At 66.2% G+C, this 24,243-nt stretch carries 17 protein-coding genes; 4 read left to right on the forward strand and 13 right to left on the reverse strand.

Features of this window, described 5'->3' with window-relative positions:
• Position 1: 1 nt before the first annotated feature.
• A complete protein-coding gene (garD, locus tag NRG74_RS18440; protein WP_257705011.1) occupies positions 2-1,558 on the forward strand; it encodes a galactarate dehydratase in 1,557 nt (518 codons plus the stop codon).
• A gap of 64 nt (positions 1,559-1,622) precedes the next feature.
• Here the strand turns inward: garD and NRG74_RS18445 are convergent, their stop codons facing one another.
• The 4 genes from NRG74_RS18445 to rph form a co-directional block, all read right to left on the reverse strand.
• A complete protein-coding gene (locus tag NRG74_RS18445; RefSeq protein WP_257705012.1) occupies positions 1,623-3,527 on the reverse strand; it encodes an acyltransferase family protein in 1,905 nt (634 codons plus the stop codon).
• Between the two features lie 46 nt (positions 3,528-3,573).
• Entirely contained in the window at positions 3,574-4,872 is a 1,299-nt protein-coding gene (locus tag NRG74_RS18450; RefSeq protein WP_017639342.1) for a membrane protein, read from the reverse strand.
• A gap of 307 nt (positions 4,873-5,179) precedes the next feature.
• Positions 5,180-5,542 (reverse strand): DUF4870 domain-containing protein, encoded by a 363-nt coding sequence (locus tag NRG74_RS18455; protein WP_017639343.1) that lies wholly within the window; start codon positions 5,540-5,542, stop codon positions 5,180-5,182.
• A gap of 16 nt (positions 5,543-5,558) precedes the next feature.
• A complete protein-coding gene (gene rph, locus NRG74_RS18460) occupies positions 5,559-6,281 on the reverse strand; it encodes a ribonuclease PH (RefSeq protein WP_017639344.1) in 723 nt (240 codons plus the stop codon).
• 172 nt (positions 6,282-6,453) lie between these two features.
• Here rph and NRG74_RS18465 point away from each other — a divergent pair, with 172 nt between their 5' ends.
• The 3 genes from NRG74_RS18465 (at position 6,454) to NRG74_RS18475 (ending at position 9,650) form a co-directional block, all read left to right on the forward strand.
• The gene (locus NRG74_RS18465; protein ID WP_257705013.1) at positions 6,454-7,314 is read left to right on the forward strand and encodes a YicC/YloC family endoribonuclease; all 861 of its coding nucleotides are present in this window, start codon (positions 6,454-6,456) and stop codon (positions 7,312-7,314) included.
• A 10-nt stretch (positions 7,315-7,324) separates the two neighbouring features.
• Positions 7,325-7,945, forward strand: coding sequence for a guanylate kinase (gene gmk, locus NRG74_RS18470; protein ID WP_017639346.1), 621 nt, complete (start codon positions 7,325-7,327; stop codon positions 7,943-7,945).
• A gap of 61 nt (positions 7,946-8,006) precedes the next feature.
• Positions 8,007-9,650 (forward strand): ATP-binding protein, encoded by a 1,644-nt coding sequence (locus NRG74_RS18475; protein ID WP_257705014.1) that lies wholly within the window; start codon positions 8,007-8,009, stop codon positions 9,648-9,650.
• A gap of 195 nt (positions 9,651-9,845) precedes the next feature.
• Here NRG74_RS18475 and NRG74_RS18480 read toward each other — a convergent pair whose 3' ends face one another.
• The 9 genes from NRG74_RS18480 to NRG74_RS18520 all read right to left on the reverse strand — a co-directional run bounded on the left by NRG74_RS18480 (position 9,846) and on the right by NRG74_RS18520 (position 24,206).
• The gene (locus NRG74_RS18480) at positions 9,846-11,339 is read right to left on the reverse strand and encodes an aldehyde dehydrogenase (protein ID WP_257705015.1); all 1,494 of its coding nucleotides are present in this window, start codon (positions 11,337-11,339) and stop codon (positions 9,846-9,848) included.
• A 103-nt stretch (positions 11,340-11,442) separates the two neighbouring features.
• Positions 11,443-12,054, reverse strand: coding sequence for a hypothetical protein (locus NRG74_RS18485; protein ID WP_017639350.1), 612 nt, complete (start codon positions 12,052-12,054; stop codon positions 11,443-11,445).
• Positions 12,055-12,135: 81 nt separating this feature from the next.
• Entirely contained in the window at positions 12,136-13,506 is a 1,371-nt protein-coding gene (gene pelG, locus NRG74_RS18490) for an exopolysaccharide Pel transporter PelG (RefSeq protein ID WP_017639351.1), read from the reverse strand.
• A 1-nt stretch (position 13,507) separates the two neighbouring features.
• Entirely contained in the window at positions 13,508-15,031 is a 1,524-nt protein-coding gene (pelF, locus tag NRG74_RS18495; RefSeq protein ID WP_257705016.1) for a GT4 family glycosyltransferase PelF, read from the reverse strand.
• Positions 15,028-16,017 carry a tetratricopeptide repeat protein gene (locus NRG74_RS18500; protein ID WP_017639353.1) on the reverse strand — a complete coding sequence of 330 codons (990 nt, stop codon included), beginning with the start codon at positions 16,015-16,017 and terminating at the stop codon, positions 15,028-15,030. The genes pelF and NRG74_RS18500 overlap by 4 nt, the downstream gene beginning before the upstream one ends.
• On the reverse strand, positions 15,995-17,368 hold the full coding sequence (locus tag NRG74_RS18505; RefSeq protein WP_257705017.1) for a PelD GGDEF domain-containing protein: 1,374 nt from the start codon (positions 17,366-17,368) through the stop codon (positions 15,995-15,997). Before NRG74_RS18505 ends, NRG74_RS18500 begins: the two co-directional genes overlap by 23 nt.
• Positions 17,368-17,883, reverse strand: a complete 516-nt coding sequence (locus NRG74_RS18510; protein ID WP_257705018.1) for a penicillin-binding protein activator LpoB — start codon at positions 17,881-17,883, stop codon at positions 17,368-17,370. The genes NRG74_RS18505 and NRG74_RS18510 overlap by 1 nt, the downstream gene beginning before the upstream one ends.
• A 22-nt stretch (positions 17,884-17,905) precedes the next feature.
• A complete protein-coding gene (locus tag NRG74_RS18515; protein WP_257705019.1) occupies positions 17,906-21,502 on the reverse strand; it encodes a tetratricopeptide repeat protein in 3,597 nt (1,198 codons plus the stop codon).
• Entirely contained in the window at positions 21,483-24,206 is a 2,724-nt protein-coding gene (locus tag NRG74_RS18520; RefSeq protein ID WP_257706616.1) for a bifunctional glycoside hydrolase 114/ polysaccharide deacetylase family protein, read from the reverse strand. Before NRG74_RS18520 ends, NRG74_RS18515 begins: the two co-directional genes overlap by 20 nt.
• Positions 24,207-24,243: the final 37 nt, after the last annotated feature.

Raw genomic sequence — 24,243 nt, forward strand, 5'->3', positions numbered from 1 at the left:
AATGCACCTGATCGATCACCGTGATTCGCCGCGTTACATCAAGCTCCACCCCCAGGACAACGTCGGGGTGGTGGTCAACGAACCCGGCGTGGCCGCCGGCACCGCCTTCGCCGACGGCCTGACCACCGTCGAGGCCATTCCCCAGAGCCACAAGGTCTCCCTGGTGGACCTCAGGCAAGGCGCCGAGGTGGTGCGCTATGGCGAGGTCATCGGCTACGCCCTGCAGGACATCCCGGCCGGCAGCTGGATCACCGAAGCCCTGCTGCGCATGCCGGAGCCGCCCGCCTTGGACAACCTGCCCAAGGCCACGGTGCCTGGCCAGATCGGCGAACCCCTGGAGGGCTACACCTTCGAGGGTTTCCGCAATCCGGACGGCAGCGTCGGCACCCGCAACATCTTGGCGGTGACCACCACCGTGCAGTGCGTGGTGGGGGTGCTGGATCACTGCGTGGAGCGAGTACGCAAAGAGATCCTGCCGCGCTATCCCCATGTCGACGACGTGGTGCCGCTGTCCCACAGCTATGGCTGCGGCGTGGCCATCAATGCCCCGGATGCGGTGATCCCGATCCGCACCCTGCACAACATCAGCCGCAATCCCAACTTCGGCGGCCAGGCGCTGGTCATCGGCCTGGGTTGCGAGAAGCTGCAGGCCAGCCAGCTGATGCCGGGCGACGACCTCACCGCCGGGCAGAACGAAGAGGACTGGCTGTTTCGCCTGCAGGATTCGGCCAACGGCTTCGCCGGCATGGTCGAGCAGATCATGGGCCTGATCGAGGCGCGTCTGGAGGTGCTCGATCAGCGCCGCCGCGAGACGGTGCCGGCCGCCGAACTGGTGGTGGGCATGCAGTGCGGCGGCAGCGATGCCTTCTCCGGCATCACCGCCAATCCGGCCCTGGGCGTGGCTGCCGATCTGCTGGTGCGGGCCGGCGCCACGGTGATGTTCTCCGAGAACACCGAGGTGCGCGACGGCATCCACCTGCTGACCCCGCGCGCCGCCACCCCCGAGGTGGCCGATGCGCTGATCCGCGAGATGGACTGGTACGACCGCTACCTGGAGCGGGGCATGGCTGATCGCAGCGCCAATACCACCCCTGGCAACAAGAAGGGCGGCCTGAACAACATCGTCGAAAAGGCCATGGGGTCGATCGCCAAGTCGGGTACCAGCCCCATCGCCGGGGTCATCGCTCCGGGCGAGAAGATCAGAGGCAAGGGCCTGTATTTCGCCGCCACCCCGGCCAGCGACTTCATCTGTGGCACCCTACAACTGGCCGCGGGCATGAACCTGCACATCTTCACCACCGGCCGCGGCACCCCCTATGGGCTGTCCATGGTGCCGGTGATCAAGGTCTCGACCCGCACCCAACTGGCCGAGCGCTGGCCCGACTTGATCGACATCGATGCCGGGCGGGTGGTGAGCGGGCGGTTGTCGCTGGAGGAGATGGGCTGGGAGATCTTCCAGTGCTACCTGGACGTGGCCAGCGGTCGCCGCCAGACCTGGGCGGAGCGCCATCGCCTGCACAACGACCTGGCGCTGTTCAATCCTGCCCCGGTGACCTGAGCCACAGGGCAATAAAAAAGGGCCGATCCCCCTGGGATCGGCCCTTTTTCGTGGCGCCGGGAAACTAGCGCTGGGCGGTGGCCGGCGTCAGTTGCAGGTTCGGCAGCAGATAGTGACCGACGATGAACAGTGAGCCCTTGTCGCTCAGGTGGCCATCGTCGATCTGCAGCAGGGTACGGCCATCCGCGGCCCTTACCCGGCAGGCATCCTCGACGCAGAGGTGTTGCACCAGGGAGATGTACTCCAGCCCCGCCGGGAGCTTGGCCTGGCGCATGGCCTGGTCGGTGGCGAGGACATGGCGATCCAGGGCGGAGTCGGCGATGTGGTCATCGGTGGAGCCCCAATGGCGGATGGCGATGACGCTGGGCAGTGACGGACTCCACTGGGGAACGGGGCCGAGCAGTACGATGCGCTTGACGCCATAGCTGTGCAGGCGCTCGGTGATGGCGTTCCAGTCGGTCTTTTCATGATCGGCCTTCTGCGCCATGACCACCACGTCCGGGCGCGAGCGCTGGATGGCTTCCAGGGCGGTGCGATTGGAGTAGTTGCAGGTCACCCGTGTCTCGGTCTGCCGACCCAGGTCGTCGGTGAGGCGTGGTTTGCAGCTCGCCGAGGCCACCTGGTAGTAGGGCAGGCCGGCCGGCAGCAGGCTGCGCAAGCCAAAGGACAGCGCCTGGGCATGGGAGTCGCCCCAGACGAAGAGGCCGCCCTTGCCCTGGGCATGGGTGCAGCTGGGATCGATGGCGTCCTGATGACGCTGGGTAAAGGCCGAATAGGCGTCGCACTTGAGCCAGTAGAGATCGTGGAGATTCTTCTGGCGATCCAGGTACTCCTGCACGAATTGCGCGCGATCCGACTGACTGATGCTGCGCAACGGCGTGATGGCGCCGTCGGTGGCGTTCACCGCGCCCGCACTGAGGAACAGGGTGGCGAGCAGGCCGGTGCCGGCGGCCAGGGCTGCACCGCTCTGGCCCTTCCGGCGCGAGGCCCGGGTTTCCACCAGGGTATAGGAGGCCCAGCCCAGGGCGAAGGAGGCGGCGATGCCCAGCAGCAGGTGCGGCGTCTGGTCGAGCAGGCCGGCATAGCTCATGAACACCACCACCGGCCAGTGCCAGAGGTAGAGCGAATAGGAGAGGGTGCCGGTCCATTGAGAGAAGCGGTTGCCGGTGACCAGCGAATCCTGGCGTGCGGCCAGGATGATGGCGGCGGTGCCGAGCACCGGGATCAGCGCCAAGTAGCCTGGCCAGACATCGCCTTCGGCGAGCGTCAGGAAACCCACCGCCAGGGCGATCAGCCCCGCGCCTTCCAGCAGCCGGCGCGAGCGAGCGGCGAGCTGCAGCGGGAAGAGATAGGCGGCGCCACCTACCATCAGCTCCCAGGCGCGGGTCGGCAGCAGATAGAAAGCCGCTTCCGGCCAAAGCAGCGAGGCGGTGACGGCGAAGGCGAAGCCGACCGCCGTGGCGAGCAGGATCAGCACCCGCAGGGTCTTGAGCGATACCACCTTGGACAGCAGCACCAGCACCAGCGGATAGATCAGGTAGAACTGCCATTCCACCGACAGCGACCAGGTGTGCAGCAGCCATTTTTCATGGGCGGCTGCGGTGAAGTAGCCGGCTTCCTTCCAGTAGACCAGGTTGGAGACGAAGCCCAGGCTGCTCGCCACGTGCTTGCCCAGTTCGCCATAGGCGTTGGGCAGCAGGAAGAACCAGCCGGCGATCAGCAGTACGGCGCAGAGCACCGCCAGCGCCGGCACGATGCGGCGGACGCGGGACAGATAGAAGGCGGACAGGCGGAAGCGCTGTTGTTCGAGGGCGCGAAAGATGATCCCGGTGATCAGGAAGCCGGAGATGACGAAGAAGACGTCGACCCCGGCGAAACCGCCCGGTAGCCAGTCGGCATTGAAATGGAAGAGGACGACGGCGATCACGGCGATCGCGCGCAGCCCATTGATGTCTTTCCTGAAGTCCATGAGCGGCATCCGGGCGGCAAGGGGAAGGCGGGAGAGGGGCGTCGGGCTAGGCGTGGGGGGCCAGGGTTTCCGGTGCCGGGCGGACCAGGTGCAGGCCGGGATCGGTCTTGGGCTTGAGCAGCAGATAGCCCAGGGTGATACCGATGAAGAGGTTGGCCACGCCGATCTCGAAGAGGTCGGTGGTCCAGCCGATCAGGCAGAGGCAGAAGGCGATGGCCAGCAGGGTGTGGCTTTCGCGATCGCGGCTCAGGTGCAGGCGGATGAACAGCGGCAGTTGCAGGCAGTAGAGGGCGATGCCGACCACGCCGAACACGCACCAGAGATAGACCACGCTGCTGTCGCAGTTGACCATCAGGTCCATGCCCGGCACGGGAAAGGCGGCCATGGTGCTGCCGAACATGCCGAAGCCGGCGCCGGTCAGGGTCCAGCCGGGCTCGCTCATGACCTCCACGACGTTGGGCCAGGTGTTGACCAGACGGTCGTAGAAGGAGGCCAGGCCGCTGTCGCTGGTGACCACGTGGGGATCGAAGTCGCGGATCAGGCTGAGGATCGGCAGCAGCAGGCCACCGACCACGCCGAGCAGCAGCAGCAGGTAGGTGGACCACTGGAAGCGACGGCCCAGCATCAGCACCAGGGTGAAGGCGAAGGCGGCGGCGGGGGCCTTGCTGGTGGTCAGCAGGATGCCGAAGAGACCGGTCAGGGCCATCAGCAGCCAGAGCGTGTAGGAGCGCGCGAAGTAGGAGAGATAGAGGCAGTAGACGGCGATCAGGGCGGCCAGCACGTTGGACACGCGGGCGAAGCCGGCGATGCGGTCGGCCTCGCCCGCCATCCAGTTGGTGTTGCCGGCGATGTCGTTGCCACCCAGGGTGTAGCTGTAGCCCTTCCAGGGGACCGAGGTGTACTTGTCCAGCAGGATGCCGATGAGCGAGGCGATCAGCAGGCCCAGGACCACCCGGCCGAGCAGGCGCCGCTGTTCCAGCAACTCACGGCCGCAGAGCAGGCCGAACAGCAGCGGGCTGTAGACGAACAGCGAGAAGAAGACGTTGTTGATACTGGCGCCGTGCAGCAGGGCCAGGGCCGCATAGGCCGGGATGCTGAGCAGGGCCACCCAGAGGATGCGCGGCAGCTTGGCGGTGGCCAGTTGCAGGGCGAAGAGCGCCAGGCAGGCGATCTTGGGGAGGTAGATCAGCGCCGAGGCGCCGGCCATGTCGAGGTAATAGCGCAGGGCGCCGGAAAAGGTCTCGACGAACAGCAGCGAGATGGCGGTCCAGACCGCGAGGGTCGAGTAGCGCCAGGACAAAGCCTGCTGGAACGCCGATTGCGGGGGGGCGACTACGGCCGACATGATCATCATCCCTGTGTTGATGCCGAAACAGCCGGCCGTGGGTGGCCCGCTGCGCTGACGTGAAAAGCGCGAAAGGGGTAACCAGCACGAGGGTTCGCCACCTTGGCGTGGTCCCTGGGCTGGATGAGGTCTGCCAGTGAAAGGCAGGCACGCTACCGCCCATGGCGGTCAGAAACGGCCACGGACGACAGGTAAAGAAAGCAAGACGCGGGGGATGATAGCGGAGGGCTTCCGGCGCCTGTCAAACGACGACAGACCGACCGGAAATCCTCAACGCGGATATCAGAAGCAGGCCACAAAAAGCCCGTTAATTAACCATCCGCCAGGTCAGGGGATAGCGGTAGTCACGGCCCTGGTTGGCCTTGATGCCGGCGATCACCGTCAGTACGAAGGCCACGCAGGCCACCAGCAGCATCAGCGGAAATCCGATCAGCACCCACACCAGCAGCCAGCAGATCATGTGCAGCAGGGTGACGGTGAGCTGGAAGTTCAGCGCCTCCTTGCCCTGGCGGTCGATAAAGGGGTCGTCCTCGCGCTTGAACTGCCAGACCACCAGCGGACCTATGACGTTACCGATGAAGGGCACCACGAAGCCCAGGAAGGCGGCGTAGTGGCAGAGCATGGCCCAGCGCCGGGCTTCGGCGCTGGGGGCGGGGACGAGATCGTGCATGGCTTGACCCTTTTCGTTACTCGCCGCGCAGGGCGGCTTGCTGGAGCTCGAACAGGTCGCGCAGACCGCCCTGGGCCAGTTCGAGCATGGCGTTGAGTTCGGCCGGCTGGAAGGGCGCGCCCTCGGCGGTGCCCTGGACTTCGATGAAACCGCCGGCATCGGTCATGATCACGTTGAGATCGGTCTCGGCAGCGGAGTCTTCCAGGTAGTCCAGGTCGAGCACCGGGGTGCCCTGGTAGATGCCCACGGAGATGGCGGCCACCATCTGCTTGAGCGGATTGCCCTTGAGGTTGCCGCGGCGCTTGAGCGCGCCCAGGGCATCGACCAGGGCGACGCAGGCACCGGTCACCGAGGCGGTGCGAGTGCCGCCATCGGCCTGGATCACGTCGCAGTCGATGTAGATGGTGTTCTCGCCCAGCTTGGACAAGTCCACGGCGGCGCGCAGCGAACGACCGATCAGCCGCTGGATTTCCAGGGTGCGACCACCCTGCTTGCCCTTGGCGGCTTCACGCTGATTCCGCTCGCCGGTGGCGCGGGGCAGCATGCCGTATTCGGCGGTGAGCCAGCCCTGGCCCTTACCCTTGAGAAAGCGCGGCACCCCGGCCTCGACGCTGGCGGTGCAGATCACCTTGGTATCGCCGAATTCCACCAGAACCGAACCCTCGGCGTGCTTGGTGTACTGACGGGTGATGCGGATGGGGCGCAGCTGATCGGCGGCGCGGCCACTGGGACGCTTCATTGCGGGCTTCCTGTAAGGCATGGGTATCAGGTCCATAGTATAGAGAGCGTCCGGCTCATGCGACACGGATGCATTGGGTCGCTCCGATCAGGTGCGCTAGAATCGTGCGTTTTACATGCGTGGGCGCTCTGGATCGCCCCAGATCCACGCATCGTCAGACGAGGATCCTGCCATGGTGCACAGCATGACGGCGTTCGCCCGGGTCGAGCGGCCGGGGCCCCAGGGCACCCTGAGCTGGGAGCTGCGCTCGGTCAATCACCGCTACCTGGAGCCGCACCTGCGGCTGCCGGAGACCTTTCGCGATCTCGAATCCGGTGTGCGCGAGGCGCTGCGCCGGCGGTTGTCGCGGGGCAAGGTGGAGTGCGTGTTGCGCGAGGCGCGCGACGAAGACGCGGTCCTGCGCGTAGACGCCCGCCGGGCCGCGCAACTGGTGGCGGCCGCTGAAGATGTCGCGGCGCTGATCGCCCGGCCGGCCAAGCTCGATCCCCTGGCCGTGCTGGCCTGGCCGGGGGTGCTGGCAGGCGCCGAGGTGGATGACGCCGAACTCGGGGCCCAGACCCTGGCGCTGTTCGAGGCGGCCCTGGATGAGTTGCTCGAAGGCCGGCAGCGCGAGGGACGCGAACTGGCGCGCCTGATCGAGGAGCGGCTGGTCCAGGTGCTGGCGGAGGTGACGACGCTCAGGACGCTACTGCCCGAGCTGCTGGCCCTGCAGCGCCGGCGTATCCTCGAGCGCTGCGCCGAGGCGGGCGTCGAATTCGAACCGGCGCGACTGGAGCAGGAACTGGTGCTGCTGGCGCAAAAGAGCGACGTGGCCGAGGAGCTGGATCGCCTGGAGACCCATGTGGCCGAGGTACGGCGGGTCCTGGCGGGCAGTGGCGCGGCTGGTCGGCGGCTGGATTTCCTCATGCAGGAACTCAATCGCGAGGCCAACACCCTGGGCTCCAAGGCCATCGACGCCCGCGCCTCCCAGGCGGCCATCAATCTCAAGGTGCTCATCGAACAGATGCGTGAGCAAGTGCAGAACATCGAATAGGCGAACCTCCATGACAGCCCTTCCCGGCACCCTCTATATCGTTTCCGCGCCCTCCGGCGCCGGCAAGACCAGCCTGGTCAAGGCCTTGCTGGATGCCCTGCCCGACATCCGCGTGTCGGTCTCCCATACCACCCGCGCCATGCGCCCGGGTGAAACCGACGGCGTGAACTACCACTTCGTCGATTGCGCGACCTTTACCAACCTGCTCGAGCACGGCGATTTTCTCGAACACGCCGAGGTGTTCGGCAACTATTACGGCACCTCCCAGGCCGCCCTGGAGCGTGACCTCGCCGAGGGTCACGACCTGATCCTGGAAATCGACTGGCAGGGCGCCCAGCAGGTCCGTCGCAAGCTGCCCCACGCCCAGTCGATCTTCATCCTGCCGCCCAGCCAGGCGGCGCTGCGCCAACGCCTGGACAATCGCGGCCAGGACAGCGCCGAGATCATCGAGCGGCGCATGCGCGAGGCGGTCAGCGAGATGAGCCACTATGTCGAGTACGACTACCTGATCATCAACGATGACTTCGCCAGTGCCCTGGAAGACCTCAAGTCGATCTTCCGCACCCGCCAGCTGCGCCTGGATCGCCAGCAGCGTCGGCATGACGACCTGCTGGTGGATCTGCTGGGTTGAGTGCGAGGATGAAGTTGTGAGATACCGAACCCGACCAGGCGCCTGACCGAGTACTCATCAGATGGTCGTCGAGAATGAAGAGTTTGATCGAAAGTCCCTGCGTAAGGTTCAGGGTAAACAAGCTGCTTGGACCGAAGTCGCGGTCGATTGCGTTGCCTTTGCCAATAGCGCAGGTGGTCGTCTCCTCATTGGGATAGAGGACTCTTGTGATCTGCCGCCAGCCGAGCAACGCATAGCTCCGGTCTTACTCGATCAAATTAGAAAACGCATCCAAGAGCTGACGGTGAACGTAGCTGTGGTTCCGCGGCTGGTTGTGGCAGAAAACCAGGGTGAGTACATCGAACTCAATATCGCCAGATCCTTTGGTATCGCGTCGACGACCGATGGGCGCTATTTCATGCGGGTGGGTGATTCCTGTGTTCCCATTGTGGGAGACCAGGTACTGCAACTGCTCAATGATAGGCCTACGCTGCCTTGGGAAACCCTGACGCATTTGAGGGTTTCTAGAAGAGAGATTGATCCACTGCAGGTCGCTTTCATAGTCGGTGGTCTACGCCGTTCTGATCGAGTGAAGTCAGGGCTTAAGGAAAAATCCGACAGTGAACTGTTGGAACACTACGGACTGGTCGATGGGGACTACCTGACCAACTTGGGTGTGTTGTTTTTAGGGCATGCACGAGATCGAGCAAAATTGGGTAGCGCGCCTCTCGTGCAAGTGCTCAAGTACGACGAGCTGGGAAATAAGATTAATAAATGGCACTGGTCCGATTATCACTCTAATCCAATAGAGCTGGTAGAAGCTATTTGGCGAGAAGTGCCTGATTTCCGAGAGAGCTATGAGCTGCCCGATGGTCTCTATCGTCAGCATGTGCCTGCCTTCGATGAGCGAGTCGTTCGCGAACTGCTCGTTAATGCCTTGGTCCATAGACCTTATACACAGCGTGGCGATCTATATTTGAATCTCTATCCTGACAGGCTGGAGGTGGTTAATCCAGGGCGTCTACCTCTAGGTGTTACACCTGCTAACATCCTTCATGCCAGCAGGCGTCGTAATGATCGGATGGCAGTGCTTTTCCATGACTTGCAATTGATGGAAAAAGAGGGTACGGGGTTTGATCTTATTTACGATGTGCAGTTGTCCAATGGTCGTCCAGCACCTGAGCTGTATGAAAGGGTAGATGCTGTTTGTGTAATCATACGACGCCGTATTGTTCGTCCGGAAATGATAGGTTTGCTAAAAACGCTTGACGAGCGCTTTATGCTGACGAGACGCGAGCGCATCACTCTCGGACTATTGGCGCAACATGAAGGGCTTACCTCTACCGAATTAGCGGCTTCTCTCGAATTGTCAGCGACAGATGAACTAAAGCCTTGGATAGGCCGTCTGCGAGACTTGGGACTTGTTGAGGAGACGGGGCGGACAAAAGCGAAACGCTATTATGTGTCGCCTACCTGGCTGCGCGGTAGCGGTCTAGAGGGTGTTACTACTCTGACTCGTATAGAACCCCATCGATTGAGAGCGCTCATCATTGAGGATCTCGGACGATATCCGGGCTCTTCGTCCTCTGAAATCAATCAGCGTATTGGCGTTGAAATCTCTGATCGGACAGTCAAGCGAGCGCTTGATGAGCTTATCCAGCAGTCACAGGTGCGTTTCGAAGGCGAGCGTCGCTGGCGTCGATACTGGCTAGGTGAGTCGTCCTAAAGGACAAATGTCTGGGAATGGAGCGTTGGATTTGGCAGCTGTCTCTTAGGATCTTGTACCACACCCCGATTTACCTGGTTTTGATAAAGGACAGCGAGTCACTTGCATCGCGGCCTGTCCGATAGTCGGCCCAGGCCCTGCTCGTAGCCAGACCTGGGCCTGACTACGAGCCTTGGTTTGCCCAGTGCTCTGTTCCTACAGCTTGATCCAGGTCGCCTTGAGCTCGGTGTACTTGTCGAAGGCGTGCAGGGACTTGTCGCGACCGTTGCCGGACTGCTTGAAGCCACCGAAGGGGGCGGTCATGTCGCCACCGTCGTACTGGTTGACCCAGACACTGCCGGCGCGCAGGGCGCGGGCGGTCTTGTGGGCTTTGGAGATGTCGCGGGTCCAGACCGCCGCGGCCAGACCGTATTGGGTATCGTTGGCGATCTGTACGGCTTCCTCGGCGGTGTCGAAGGTGATCACCGAGAGCACCGGGCCGAAGATCTCTTCTCGGGCGATCTTCATGGCGTTGCTCACGCCGTCGAAGATGGTCGGCTCGACATAGACGCCGCCGGTCTCTTCCAGGGTGCGCTTGCCACCGGCCACCAGGGTGGCGCCTTCGGCATGGCCGGCCTCGATGTAGCGCAGCACGGTCTCCAGCTGGGTGGTGTCCACCAGGGCCCCGACATTGGTCTCCGGATCCAGCGCATGGCCGGGCTTCCAGCCCTTGAGGGCCTCGATCACCAGCGGCAGGAATTCTTCCTTGATGGAACGCTCCACCAGCAGGCGCGAACCGGCGGTGCAGACCTCGCCCTGGTTGAAGGCGATGCCGCTGGCGGCGGCCGCGGCGGCGTCCTTGAGGTCGGGGGCATCGGCGAAGACGATGTTGGGGCTCTTGCCGCCGGCTTCCAGCCAGACGCGCTTCATGTTCGATTCGCCGGAATAGGCCAGCAGCTGCTTGGCGACCCGGGTGGAGCCGGTGAAGACGATGGTGTCGACGTCCGGGTGCAGGCCCAGGGCCTTGCCGACCTCATGGCCGTAGCCCGGCAGCACGTTGAACACGCCGGCGGGGATGCCCGCCTGCTGGGCCAGTTGGGCGACGCGGATGGCGGTCAGCGGCGACTTCTCCGAGGGCTTGAGCACCACCGAGTTACCGGTGGCCAGCGCCGGGCCGAGTTTCCAGCAGGCCATCATCAGCGGGAAGTTCCAGGGCACCACGGCGGCGACCACGCCGACCGGCTCGCGGGTGACCAGGCCGAGCTGGTCATGGGGCGTCGGGGCGACCTCGTCGTAGAGCTTGTCGATGGCCTCGGCGCTCCAGCGGATGGCATTGGCCGAGGCGGGCACGTCGATAGTGAAGGCGTCGGCGATGGGCTTGCCCATGTCCAGGGTTTCCAGCAGCGCCAGCTCTTCGGCATTGGCCAGCAGCAGGTCGGCGAAGCGGATCAGCACGCGCTTGCGCTGGGCGGGCGCCAGGTGCGCCCAGGTGCCCTTCTGGAAGGCGGCGCGGGCGGCGGCCACGGCCAGGTCGGCATCGGCGGCGTCACAGCGGGCGACCTTGGCGAGGAAGCGTCCGTCCACCGGACTCAGGCAATCGAAGGTGGCGCCGGCGGCGGCATCGACATAGGCGCCGTCGATGAAGGCGCGACCTTCCAGGGTGAGACCTTGGAAGCGCTGCTCCCACTCGGCGCGGCTGGGCAAGCTCATGGGTGACTCCTCGCTGTTGGCGGTGAGCAGCCACCCTAAACCGGCCCGGGAGGGTTATCAATATATTTGACAGTCGGCCGCCAAAGGCGCCGAAACGTGCGTTTTATCGAACGCTGCGCTGACGTTGCCGACTCAAGGTCAGGGCCGGACGCGCCGTGGCCAGGGCGCCGCGCCGTTGCCGTGGCTGAAAGCACTGCTGGGTGAGCGGCGCCGCGACGCTGGCGTCCAGGTCGTCGAGCCAGCCGTCCACGGCGTCTTCCAGGGCGGCGACGGTGAGCTGCCCCAGCACCTGGTGGGCGATGAGATTGCCCAGGCTGGGCGCGGCCGGTTCGCGGGCGGCACCCCACCAGGCGGCGAGGCGCTCCTGGAGGCCTTCGAGCAGGCGATGAAGGCGATAGGCTGCGGCCAGCAGCGCCAGGCTGGCGGACGGCGCCTGGGCCAGGGCCGCCGGGGCGAAACCGGCCAGGGCGCGTTCCAGCACTCCGGCCAGGGGCGCCTCGAAGGCCACCGCCCGCGCCTGCAACAGCAGGGCTTCCAGGGCGTCGGGCACCTTGTCGACATAGGCGCTGGCGAAGCGCTCCAGGGCCGGACCGCGGGTGGCATCGGCGCTGGCGGTGCGCGCCGCCTGGTCGGCGAAGGTACGGCTGGCCTCGCCACTGTCCCGAGCGCGCACCTGGGTGGTCTGGATCACGAGGCGCAAGGCGGCGGTATTCATGGCAGGGTCCTGCAGGGGTGAGCTGTGTTGGACGTCTGCAGCAGGAGCGGGTCACACCGTTCGTCCGGTGCCAGCGGCACCTCAGTGCCGGAGCATGAAGGTGTCGTATTCCAGGTCGTCCAGCACCCGGTCCAGGCGGTGCAGGCCGAGCAGCACGCAGCAAGCCAGGGAGACGGTGAAGCCGTAACCGAAGAAGCTCGGGCCCAGCTCGATGCTGAGCAGGGTCAGCGCCAGGTTGAGGCCGAGAAACAGGGTGCAGAGCATCAGCACGGTGTCGCGCCGGTCCAGGTAGAAGAAGACGTTGAGCAGCGCCATGAACACCACCTGGATGCTCACCCCCACCACGTCGATGTAGAACAGCGGCAGGTAGTAGTGCGACATGCCGAGCCAGGCCAGCAACTGCGGCGCCAGCAGGAACACCAGCACCAGGGTCAGACCCTGGACCTTGCAGATCTCCAGCAGGCCCTGGCGGATGGCCAGGATCATCTGCTCCTTGAGCTGGCTGATGTGCTGCAGGGTCTCGCCGCCGCGCACGGCGTTGAACACCCGCTCGTACCACTCGGCGAAGTCGGTCTCGATGCGCACCAGGAACACCGCCATGCCGGGGATGATGGCGAGGTAGGCGAGAAAGATCGGCAGGTCGTAGAGGATGGAGGCGCGCAGGGGGCCGATGACGGCATCGGAGGTCAGCGGATTGAACCAGAAGACGAATTTGTCGACCCAGATGCCCAGGTTGTAGAACAGCCCGGTGACCAGCAGGCTGACGAAGATCTGCTTGCGGTCGAGGAAGTCGAAGGCCACCAGGCGATCGGCCGGGTACTCGCGGATGATGTCGTAGAGAAACATGAACAGCAGGGCGGCGTGACCCAGCAGCAGGGCCATCAGCAGGCCGTCCATGCCCAGGAAGCGCAGCACGAAGGCGGCGGCGATCATGATGGCGTAGCCCAGGGTCATCACCACCAGGATGCGGTTGTAGGCCTTCATCCCGGACAGGAAGATGATCACCAGCCAGAGGTCGCAGAGGGTGACGAAGTTGGCCAGCACCAGCAGCCGGTAGGCGAAGGGCTGGTCGAACAGGGTGGCCAGCAGCAGGAAGCCCAGGCCGCCGGCCACCAGGGTCACCAGCAGCAGGATGCCCACCAGGTTGGGCAGGATGCTGGTCTGCTTCTCTTCGAACAGCCGATCCGAGACGAAGCGGGTGAAATACAGCTGCAGGCCGCCGGTGAGGATCAGCGAACTGGCCATGAGGTAGGTCACCGTGACCAGGAACTGGCGGATCAGCACGCTGGGGGTGACGATGCCGGTGGCCAGCACGCCGATCAGCATGACGCTGATGATCGACAGCACCCAGGGTCCGGAGCTGATCAGGCCGGCATAGACATAGGCGCGCAGGGTGGCGGTGTAGGAGTCGCGCGCGAGAATCTTGCGCAGTTCGAAGCCGATGCCGGCCATGTCAGACGACCCTCCCGATGGCGTCCTGGTAGAGCTCGCGATAGCGTTCCAGCATCAGCGGCTCGGTGTAGTAGCGATTGACCCGGGCCAGCCCGGTGCGCTGCGCGGCCTGCCAGCGACCGGGATTGCGCAGCAGGGCGAGGATGGCGCGGGCGGTGGCCTGGGGATCGGCGATGGCGACCACGCTGCCGCCGGTGCCCAGGGCGCGGTCCTCGGGTAGCGAACCCTCGATCAGCTCGCGGCAGGAACCCACGTCGCTGCTCACCACCGGCACGCCGGCGGCCCAGCCTTCGAGGATCACCAGTGGCTGGGCCTCGCTGATGGAGGTCAGCACCATGAGGCCGAGCTTGGGCAGGATGTCACCGATCTTCTGGAAACCGAGGAATTTCACCTTGCCCTCCAGGCCCAGGCTGGTGACCAGGCTGTGGCATTCGGCGGCGTATTCCTCGTCTTCGTCCTCGGGACCGACCACCCAGGCCTCGGCCTCGGGCATGGCGCTGATCACCCCGCGCATGGCACGGATGAAGGTCTTGACGTCCTTGATCGGCACCACCCGACCCAGCAGCCCCACCACCGGCGGCACGCCTTCGGGGCGACGCTCCAGGGCGTCCTGCCACTGGGTGAGGCTGATGCCATTGGGGATCACCCGGCAGCGCGCGGGATCGGCACCGTCCTGGATCTGCCGGCGGCGGTTGCCATCGTAGAGCGAGATGATCGGATCGGCGGCCTTGTAGGTGAGCAGGCCGATACGCTCGAAGAAGCGGATCCACAGCCGGCGGATATAACTGACATCCACGTCCAGCCCGGTGCGCAGGGCTTCGTCCGGCCCTTCGGCGATCCACTTGGCCTGGGCCAGGTCGATCTTGCGTTCCTTGGTGTAGATGCCGTGCTCGCTGAGCAGGAAGTTGCAGCCCCAGCGGCGCTGCAGGATGGCGCCGAGCATGCCGGCATAGCCGGTGGAGATGGAGTGGATCATCCGCGGTCGCGGCAGGCGCCGCGCGGCCTCGGCCAGCATCAGCAGCGGCGCCTGCATGGCGCGCAGGGTCCAGAGGTAGTCGACGAAGGAGGGATCGGTGCAATAGCGCTCGTAGCCCTCGGTGATGGCTTCCCAGCTGGCGCGGCTGTACATGAAGTCGTCCAGGGTCACCTTGCCTTCGGCGAAGGCGTCCACCAGGGCATCGCCCTGGGCGGCGCTGGGTTCGTCGGGGTGGTGCAGGAAGGCGTGCAGGTCGCGCAGCAGCTGCACCGGCGCCTGGCGCCGCGGGCTGATGGGCGCTGCCTTGGGCACCCAGGAGCCGGCGAGGAAGTGCTCCTCGATGTGCACCACGTTGGGCGGGATGGCGTAGTGGCGCTTCTCGTAGTTCTCGCGCTGGCCACCGATGAAGAACACCGAGAAGGTCAGCTCCGGCAGGCCGAGGATCAGCTGGTTGACCCAGCTCGACACCCCGCCGCGCACATAGGGCCAGGTGCCCTCCAGCAGCAGGCAGACATCGGGCGTCACGGTCGCGGCGGGGGCGTCTTTCATAACCAGTACTTCACCAGGGCGGCGAACGGCGGCCGCTTCTTCAGATCCGCCGGCAGGCTGTCGAGCAGTGCCGGGATGACCGCGTAATCGCGGCGCAGAAAGGCGATTTCGGCGCGGAAGGGCGCCAGTTGGGCCAGGGGTACGCCCGCCGCTTCGGCGGCCTGGAAGAATTCCAGGGCCCGTTCCGGCTCGCCCTGTTCCAAGGCGATGCGCCCGGCGAGGATGCGCAATTCTTCGTTTTCCTCACCGGCCAGGGCCAGTTCGATGTGTTCCCGCGCCTGACCCAGCACGTGACGCAGGACGCTGCCCTGGGCCAGGCCCAGGTAGGCCAGCTCCCAGTAGCCACGGGCCAGGGTGCCGTGCAGCGCCGGCTGGCGCTCCGCAGGCGTGCTGGCCAGTTCGCCGAGCTGGGTCTCGATGCGCTGGTTGATCTGGCTTTCCTGCTGGTCGAGCATCGAATAGGCGAGCAGGCGGACGTCGTCGGCCGGATCGCGCAGGGCCAGCTTGAGGATGGGGATGGCGTCGCGTCCGGGCATGCGCCGGGTGGCGAAGAGCGCGGTCAGGCGCTTGTCGGTGCTGGGCGCATGGCGCAATACGTCCTGCAGGCCGCCATCGCTGAACAGCATCTCCTCGCGCCGCTCCAGTGGGCGGAACGGCAGATTGGGCACGCTACGTGCCTCCCAGGCGATCTCGCGGTGCTTGCGCGGCAGATAGAGCGCCGGAAACACCGCGGCGATCACCCCGACTGCGCCCAGCAGCGGAATGAAGAAGGCCAGGGCAAACAGAAACAGCGGACTCCAGGGCAGTGGCCGCTGGTAGCGTCGCGGCAGCAACAGCCAGGCACCGCCCGCCAGCAGGGCGCTGCCGGCGGCATGGGCGGTGGCGAAGGCCAGGGCCGCCGCCGCTACCGGCAGGTTGGCGAACAGCAGCGCCCAGCTGCTGGCCTCGAAGGCGAAGGCGCCGCTAAACAGCCACTTGCTGTTCATGCAGACCACACTCGTTGAACAGGAAGACGCGCAACTCCTGGGCGCGGGTCTTGGGTAGCAGCTCGTGCTCGTGGCTGCGCACGCCCAGGCTTTCCAGGGTGCTGTCCTGGCCATGGCGCTCGGCCAGCAGCTGACGCAGCCGGCGGTGATAGCCTTCCAGGCCGTCGGAGGAGGTCAGCGGCAAGAGCACCAGCAGGCAGGGGTGGCCAGCCTGATTGGTCAGGCGCAGTTGCAGGTCGAGGCCGCGGCGGCTGCCTTCCAGCAGCGCCAGGGCGCGCTCGCCACCATCGGCCTCGGTCATCTCGAAGCAGAACAGGCAGGCGGGCAGGGCGTGCTGCTGGGCATCGCGCAGCGAGCGCTTGAGGTGCTGGGAGAATTGCTGGGCGTCATCGTCGGCCAGGGCCAGCGCCTGGTGATCGCTGCCGAGTAGGTCGGCGATGTGGCCGGCGAGGATGGTCAGCAGATTGAGGGTGCGCTCGTTGAAGGAAAAGAACGGCATCTGCTCGATAGCCAGCACCGCCAGCAGGCGCTCCTCGGTATCCAGCAGCGGCACGCAGGCCTGCAGCGCCGAATGCTGGGTCTCGCCGCGCTCCAGCAGCGCCTGGCGGATGCTCAGGGTCTCACCGCGCTCCAGGGTCAGGCGCACCAGCAGGTCATCAGGATCGATGCCAGGCATCTCGCCCTGGCTGGCGAGGGCGCGACGATCCACCCGGCCATTGGCGTCGACCCGGTAGAGGCCCGCCACGCGCAGCGAACCGTACTGGGTCAACAGGCCGACGATGGGCTCGGCGAGGGCCTGCAGGGCATCCTGCTCGCGGGGCACCTCGCGCAGCTGGCGCCGCAGGTCCAGCAGCGAGCTGCGCAGGCTGAGGTCGTTGCCGGCGACGCGCTGTTCCAGGCGATCGTGGGAGATGCGCAGGAGGTGGTGGGCGCGGGTGAATTCGTCCAGACGCAGCTGGCGATAGTCGTTGGCCAGGTCCAGGCGTTCCAGGCGGCGATCCCAGAGATCGCGGAATTCGCCCACCAGCATGGCGCTGAGCAGCACGCCGACGATAAAGGACGGCGGGATCTCTTCGTAGGCCGGATAGCCCTGGCGATGCAGATAGAGCAGCGCCACCACTAGCAAGCCGGCACTTACCAGGCCGCGCATGAAGCCATAGCGCACCCCCATGAGGATGGGCGCGAACACCACCCAGGGAAAGGCCAGGCCAACCATAAGGGGGTCTTCCGGCACCAGCCAGAAGCCCAGGCCCAGGGCGGCCGCCGTGACCAGCAGGGTCTCCAGCCAGGACAGGCGGCCACTGGCGCGCGGCGCCAGGGTGTAGTCCTTGTGGACGGATTGCAGGGCCATCAGCGCAACTGCAGCTCTTGCGCGGTGCCGCGCAGGACCTTTTGTGCGGTGGCCGCCAGGCTCTCGCGCGACCAGCCGGAGCGGGCGCCGCTGTTGCTCCAGACCACCCGGCCGCTGGCCGGCTCGATCACCTGCAGGGTCACGCCCACCGCCGGTTCGCCGTCCAGACCGTTCTTGTACTGCCACTCGTCCACGCTGCCGGTGAGCACGTATTGCAGATTCTGCTGGCGCGCCCAGTCCAGGGCCGCGCGCTGGCGGGCCTTCTCGTCGTCGGTGGGGTTGCCGCCCTGACTGTCGTCGTAGACCTGCGGGCGGATGCCGCGCTCGCCGAGCACGCTGACCAGGATCTGCGCCGCCCGGTCGCCGGCCATGGGCGCCTGGGCATAGTTGGCCAGGGGCACCAGGCCCCAGCGGGCATCCTTGGGCAGGGCCTCGCCGCTGGGACGGGTAAAGTTCGAGCAGCCGGCCAGGAGCACGGTGGCGACACTGGCGATGAGCAGACGCGTGATGTTCATGAGGTCTCTCCCTTGAAGCGGTCTAGCGACCGATTCGATTGCTGTATTGAATGCCCAGGGTGCTGCCGGCCTGACCGCCGCTGCCCTGGGGCGCGGACTGGTAGCCGGCGGTGAACGCCAGTTCGTCGTCGCCGAGCACTGCCATGCCCAGGCCGACATTTAAACCGTAGTTGAATTCGCGCTCGGTCCACTGCCAGCCGACCAGGGTATCCACCAACCAGCTGTACTGGGGATGGGTGCGGTTGAGCGAACCGGGAATGCCACGCCGCCAGCTGCTGCCGACATAGAGCTGGCCATAGCGATCCTGCAAGAGCTGGGTACCGCCCAGGGCCTCCAGGTCGGCCACGGTGACCTCGCCGTTCTCGCCACTGCCGGCCAGGGGCTGCAGATAACGGGTGACGCTGGCGGGCAGGGTGCTGCGCGCCTTGTTCTGCTGGTAGGTGATGCCACTGCGCACCTGCCAGGTAGGGCCTTCGAAGAAGATCATATGGCTCAGCTCCAGGTTGAAGGCGAAGCCGCTGCCCAGGGCATCGCCGTCGCGACTGGAATAGCGATTGTGCGCCGCCCGCCAGCTCAGCTGGTCGCGTGGCGTGAGGTTGTGGCGACCGGCCAGGCTGACGCTGTCGCGCCGGCCCAGGGCGCGCAGATAGCCGCTTTCGTCGGGTTGCCGGTGCCAGTCCAGGGCCGCTTCGATCTCGGTGTTGCCATCGATACGCCAGGTGCGGGCGACGCCCAGGCCCAGGCGATTGCTGTCCGACCGCTGACTGGCGTCCACGGTGGTTTCCAGACCGCCGTCGGCCAGATTCTTCAGCACTTTGAGCAGCATCTGGTGCTCGTTGCCCAGGGCATCGGACTTGAGGCCGTCGCTTTCCACGCGATTCTGCTTGAACTGGACATCGGCGTAGACGTCATCGCTGAGTCGCCGGGCGGCGCGTACCTCGGTGCCCTGCTCGACCAGGCCGCCATAGTCGCGGCGTTCCCAGCCGGCCTGGACGCCGTTGGGGGTGCGTTCGGCCTGCTCGGTGGCCTGGCGCAGCAACTGTCGCTGGATGACCTCCGGCGGCTCGTCGCCGGCCGCCGTCAGGGCTGCGGCCTGGGCATCACCGGCATGGCCGAGGCGCTGCAGCACCTCGACGCGCTGCGCCGGATCCAGATCGCCGGCCGCCAGCAACTTCTCCAGCTCGCCGCGATTCTGCCGGCGCAGGACCTCCTGCAACTGCTCGTACTGGCGCACCTTCAGGCCACGGCTCTTGGCCCAGGCCAGCCATTCGCTCTTGAGGCCGTCGTCGTTGTTCTGACTGAGAGCGTCGAGCCACTGGTCGAACCAGAGCTGCAGCATGCTCGGCGAGCCATCCTGCCAGGCGCGCGCCTGGGCCAGGGCTGCCTGGGGACCGCGCAGGCTGGAGAGCAGTCGCAGATAGGTGGCATAGCGCTCGGGAGTGGCCGGCACCTCGTCGTCGGCCAGGTGCGGCGTGACCGCCTTGCGTAGCCGCAACGCCGCGTCCTGGTGGCCGGCGGCGTCCAGGGCATCGGCATAGGCGGCCTGGACCAGCCAGTCCTGGGCATGGGCGTCCAGATAGCGGCGATACCAGCCCAGCGCCTCTTCCGCCTGGCCCAGCAGCACCAGGCCACTGCCGAAGGGCAGCCAGAGCACGTCGCTGTCGCGGGCCCGGCCCTTCCAGTCGCGCAACAGGGTGGCCAGTTCGGTCTGGCGATTCTGGTCGATGAGCAGCCACAGCAGGCGCTCGCGGAAGCGGTCGTCGTCCGGGAAGCGCTGCAGGGCCCGGCGATAGCCTTCTTCGGCCTGGGCGATGCGCCCGCGTTGGAAGTCGAGACCCGACCGCGCCAGCCAGACGGCGGGATTGTCGGCCGATGCCGGTTCGCGGGCGGCGCTGGCCAGCAGCCGCTCCAGCGCGGTGGCATCCTTGAGTTGCTCGGCCCATTGCAGGGCTTCGGTCAGGCGCCGCTGGTCCTTGCGCTTCTCCCAGCTCTGTTCCAGCAGCGCCAGCGCCTTGCGCGGCGCCGTGCGCCGGTACAACTCCAGCAGCCGATCCTCGTCGTTGGCCATCAGCCCCTTGCTGCTGGTGGCCAGGCGTTCGAAGGCCACCTGGGCGTCCGCGTCGCGCTCCAGTTCCCAGGCCAGTTCCGCGCGCTGCCGCCAGTAGTCGTCGCGCTGGCGCTGCTTGGCCGGGACCCGTTCGAGTACCGCCCAGGCCTCTTCGGGCTTGAACAGGGTCCACAGGGTGTCGGCCCAGGCCAGGTACTCCTCGGTGGTCAGCGGGAAGCGCTTGCCGAAGGCAGCCCAGCCTTCGGCTTCGGCCTCGCCCTGTTCGGTGCGGGCCAGCAACTGTTGCAACCGCTCCCACACCAGGCGCTGCTTCGGTTGGCGCTTGATGTAGCCGCGCAGCCAGCGTTCTTCCGCCTCGGGATCACCCAGGGACTCGTAGGCGAAGATCAAGGCATCCAGTTCGGTCTTGTCCAGCTGGCGCTCGTGGGACACCCGACCGAGCAATTCGACCACGGCATCGAAGCGAAAGGCCCGGGCAGCCAGCTTCCAGGCATGATCGCGACGGGCGGGGTCATCGTGGCGGGCGAGCAGGCGCAGCCAGAGGTCGAGTGCCTCGTCCACCCGTCCGGTCCATTCACCCAGCTGGGCGAGCTCCGCGAGCAGTGGCTCATCGTCAGGACGCAGCGCCAGCAGTTGATGACCTTCCTCCCAGGCGCGTTCGGTGTCACCGCGCGCCAGGGCCAGCCGGTAGGCGGCCTCCAGGGCGGCCGGATCGTCCGGTTGCCACTCGCGCCAGCGTTCGATCAGGCGCTGGGCCAGATCCAGGCGTCCGCTGCCCTGGGCCGCGGCAACCCCGGCCTGCAGCCAGGCCAGGCCACGGGCATCGTGCTGCAGCCGGGGCAGTTCCTGTTCCAGCAGGGCGGCGGCTTCGGCGCCCTGGCCGGCGGCCAGCCAGGCATCGAAGGCCTGGTGCCGGTAGCCCTGGCGCTGCTCGGCCGAGTCGGCGAGATCGGCCAGGCGCAGATAGAGGCGGGCGGCTTCCTGCTGACGACCGCTCGCCAGATTCCAGCGCGCCGCCTGTTCCAGCCATTGCTGGCGTCGGGGTGGATCGCGGCGCGCCAGTTCGACGAAACGCTCTGCCGCGGTGGCCGGATCGGCCAGTTGCAGGGCGCGCTCGGCCACCCGTTGCAGCTGAGGCATGCTCAGGGTCGCTACGTCGAGGGCGCTCAGCCGTTGCGCCAGGCGTTCGCGGTCGGCATCGGCCAGGCCCTGCGGCTGGGCTTCCGCCTGCAGGATGTCCAGTTCCAGGGCATAGAAGGGCGTCGACGCCAAGGGCTCCGGCAGCAGTTGCAGCTGACGCCGCGCCTCGTCGATGCGCCCCAGGGCGATCAGCTGGTCGATCAGCTTCATGCGCAGCCCGGTATCGTCCGGGGTCGCCTTGAGCAGCACCTGGGCGTAGCTGATGGACACCTGGTCGGCCGGCTCCTCGCCCGGCAGGAACACCTGCTTGCCGTGAAAGGTCAGCACCAGCACCAGGGCGGTGAGGAGCGCGACCCCCAGCAGCGTCCAACCACTCAGGAGCCGGGTTTTCTTAGCCGCAGACGATCTCACCGTCACTCACTCGTGTTAGCGGAAGTTTGAACGTCCAGAGTCCGGCCTGTCCCGGCTGGCCCTTGTAGCGCTCGCGCCCGACCCGCACCTCGCAGGCGGAAGCCGCTCTCAAGGTCAGCTCCAGCGGAAACTGCCCGGCGAAGGCGAAGCGGATACGGGTCGGCGACAGGTACTCCCATTGCTGCAGCGGAATGTTGGCTTCTTCCAGGGCGGGGGTGGGATCGCGACTGTCGCGCAGCACCAGCTGGGCGCTCTCGCCGGCCAGGTGGACATAACGCCCCTGCGGCAGGTCACGCACCCCGGCGATGCCCTTGGAGCGCTGCAAATCCGGCCAGCCCAGGCGCGGATCCAGGCGCAGGGTGCGCAGACCGTCGAGGGCCTTGATCGACCAGCTGCCGTCGGCCTCCCGGGCCAGGCTGGCGGTGTAGAAGCCATGCAGCCGACGCAGGTAGTCGCTCATCCACAGGGACAGCGGCCGCTCGGCGGCCATGCCCTGGTAGATCTCCTCCATGACCTTGAGCGAGGCCTGCTTGGTGCCCGAGTAGAAGTGATAGTAGAGATGCAGCCCACGCAGACGGCGGGGGTGCTCGGTTCGCTCGAAGGTATAGAGCAGGTCGCGAAAGCCGTAGTAAGGGCCGCGCCAGAGATTGGTGTAGACGTTCTCGTTGATGATGGGCGCGTAGAACTGCAGGCCGCCGGGAGTGGGGCGGATGAAGGGATAGAGGCCACTCACCGAGGGTTGTGAACGGGTGATATGGGAGTTGCCACCATTCACGTTGAGCAGGCCGTTGTCGTAGGCGAGCTTGAGGGTGGCCGCATCGGGCTGGGCGTCACCGGACCAGAACACCATCTTCACCGGCTTTTGCGGGGTGGTCAGGCGCTCATTGATATAGCGGGTCGAACCCACGATCTCCCGGGTGAAATCCACCTTGTCGTAGCCGGGAATCTGCATCATGTAGCCGTACTGGGCTTCGAAGTTCTCGCTCTGCTCGGCCACCGCTGGTTGCCAGAAGAATGGATGGCTGAAGGTATGGGTGGCCACCTCCACCTTGGGATCGGCGAACAGCCGGCGGGCGATGGGCTCCAGCTGCGCGGTCAGCTCCGGATAGCGGCCCTTGGGCCCGACCTCGCCCTCGATGATCGACGCCGAGGTCAGAAAGGGATGCGGCTGGATGAACTGTTCCAGGACCACCTGGCCGGCATAGGGTGCGCCGGGTACTTCGGCCTTGGACACGAAGGCGTCGCCGTCGATATGCACGGTGGCGATGCGCCGACCGTTTTCCGTGGTCGGATCGGGCACCGGCAGGGGCGGCAGCTGCAGGGCCTTCGCCGTGAAGGCGAAGGGGTCGATGATCCAGCGACTGGCCTCGGGGCCGTCCTCCATGACGTAGGGGCTGAAGACGAAGCCGCCCCAGGGGGCCACACCCATGGGCACGAAGCTGCCATCCTGGCCCGTGAGGCTGACCACCGGCGTCGGCCCGCCTGGCAACGTCTGCACGGCCGGCAGGCCACGGGTGCGCAACTTGACCGGCGCCTCGAAGTTGCCGGCGAGGGCGGGGTCCGCCACCTTGAGGGTCAGGTTGTCGGGCAGTGGCTTGCGACTGACGCCAAGGCCCAGTCGCTTGAGCAGGGCCTCGTTGTCCAGCGGCAGGCCGCCGAGGATCAGTAGGGGGGTCTTTTCGTCCAGGCGCTGACCGATCCAGTCGTTGAACGCCCGGGCATTGGGCGGCGGACCACTGGTCATCCACATCACGACCCCGGCATAGAGGGCACTGGGCCAGGCCGCGGGCAGCGGTTTGGAGGCATCGACATAGTCCAGGCGATAGCCCTGGTATTCGAGGGCGCTGCCCAGGAAGCGGTGCACGGCCGACTGGCGCAGGGCGCCTTCGCGGCCATCGTAGAGCAGCGCCAGCCGTCGTGGTTGCAGGGCTACCGAGCTGATACCCAGGGTATTGAGATCCGGCGTGGTGATATAGGGCACATAGCCTTCGTCGCGCAGCCGCTTGGCCAGGCGCCGGGCTTCGTCACGCTGTTCTGGCGGCAGGTATTCGATGGCGATGACCGGGATGCCGGCACTGCGCGCCGCCTCGATCCGCGGCTTCAGCCATTCGCGATCTCCGGCGCTGACCGGTCGATAGGTTTTCTTGCCGGCATCCCAGCCCGCATAGATGGACTCCACCGCCATGGCGGCAGCCACGCCGGGCAGCTCGGGTTGCACCTCGAAGCCGCGATTGAAAAACAGTTTGAGCGATGGCTGGCGACGGTACAGTTCGGCCAGCAGGCTCTTCAGCGCCAGGCGCTGGGTTTCGCGCTGGTCTTCGGCCACCAGCTGGAAGCTGTCGAGGGTATCGAGGAACAGTCCGGTGTAACCGGCCTTGGCCAGCTGTGCGGCGCGTTCGAGCAGATGGGCCCGCCAGACCGGCGTGGCCAGATTCATCACCTGGCTGCCCCAGGCCTTGTTGGCCACCGGGCTGGCCCCCGCGCTGAGGCCGGCCTTCTCCAGCGCCGCCGCGTCGCCGGCGAATTCGCCGATGGACAGATAGGCGAAGGGCTGGGCACCGCCGTCGCGCAGGGCGCGGACATCGGCAGCACTGGCATGGCCGGGTTCGAGCACCACCCAGTCGAACTGGGCGAGTTCGGCCACTGGCGGTTTTTCCGCGTACCAGAAGGCCACGCTGGCGGGCGCGGCCAGGGCCGTGCCCATGAAGGACAGATAGCCCAGCAGCCAGACCGTCAGCTTG

This window comes from Pseudomonas oryzihabitans, assembly GCF_024652905.1.
In the GTDB taxonomy this organism is placed as follows: Bacteria; Pseudomonadota; Gammaproteobacteria; order Pseudomonadales; family Pseudomonadaceae; genus Chryseomonas; species Chryseomonas benzopyrenica.

Coding starts and splice junctions, on each gene's coding strand:
- garD (WP_257705011.1), top strand. CDS start 2: ATGCACCTGATCGATCACCGTGATTCGCCGCGTTACATCAAGCTCCAC.
- NRG74_RS18445 (WP_257705012.1), bottom strand. CDS start 3,527: ATGGACTTCAGGAAAGACATCAATGGGCTGCGCGCGATCGCCGTGATC.
- NRG74_RS18450 (WP_017639342.1), bottom strand. CDS start 4,872: ATGTCGGCCGTAGTCGCCCCCCCGCAATCGGCGTTCCAGCAGGCTTTG.
- NRG74_RS18455 (WP_017639343.1), bottom strand. CDS start 5,542: ATGCACGATCTCGTCCCCGCCCCCAGCGCCGAAGCCCGGCGCTGGGCC.
- rph (WP_017639344.1), bottom strand. CDS start 6,281: ATGAAGCGTCCCAGTGGCCGCGCCGCCGATCAGCTGCGCCCCATCCGC.
- NRG74_RS18465 (WP_257705013.1), top strand. CDS start 6,454: ATGGTGCACAGCATGACGGCGTTCGCCCGGGTCGAGCGGCCGGGGCCC.
- gmk (WP_017639346.1), top strand. CDS start 7,325: ATGACAGCCCTTCCCGGCACCCTCTATATCGTTTCCGCGCCCTCCGGC.
- NRG74_RS18475 (WP_257705014.1), top strand. CDS start 8,007: ATGGTCGTCGAGAATGAAGAGTTTGATCGAAAGTCCCTGCGTAAGGTT.
- NRG74_RS18480 (WP_257705015.1), bottom strand. CDS start 11,339: ATGAGCTTGCCCAGCCGCGCCGAGTGGGAGCAGCGCTTCCAAGGTCTC.
- NRG74_RS18485 (WP_017639350.1), bottom strand. CDS start 12,054: ATGAATACCGCCGCCTTGCGCCTCGTGATCCAGACCACCCAGGTGCGC.
- pelG (WP_017639351.1), bottom strand. CDS start 13,506: ATGGCCGGCATCGGCTTCGAACTGCGCAAGATTCTCGCGCGCGACTCC.
- pelF (WP_257705016.1), bottom strand. CDS start 15,031: ATGAAAGACGCCCCCGCCGCGACCGTGACGCCCGATGTCTGCCTGCTG.
- NRG74_RS18500 (WP_017639353.1), bottom strand. CDS start 16,017: ATGAACAGCAAGTGGCTGTTTAGCGGCGCCTTCGCCTTCGAGGCCAGC.
- NRG74_RS18505 (WP_257705017.1), bottom strand. CDS start 17,368: ATGGCCCTGCAATCCGTCCACAAGGACTACACCCTGGCGCCGCGCGCC.
- NRG74_RS18510 (WP_257705018.1), bottom strand. CDS start 17,883: ATGAACATCACGCGTCTGCTCATCGCCAGTGTCGCCACCGTGCTCCTG.
- NRG74_RS18520 (WP_257706616.1), bottom strand. CDS start 24,206: ATGGGCACGGCCCTGGCCGCGCCCGCCAGCGTGGCCTTCTGGTACGCG.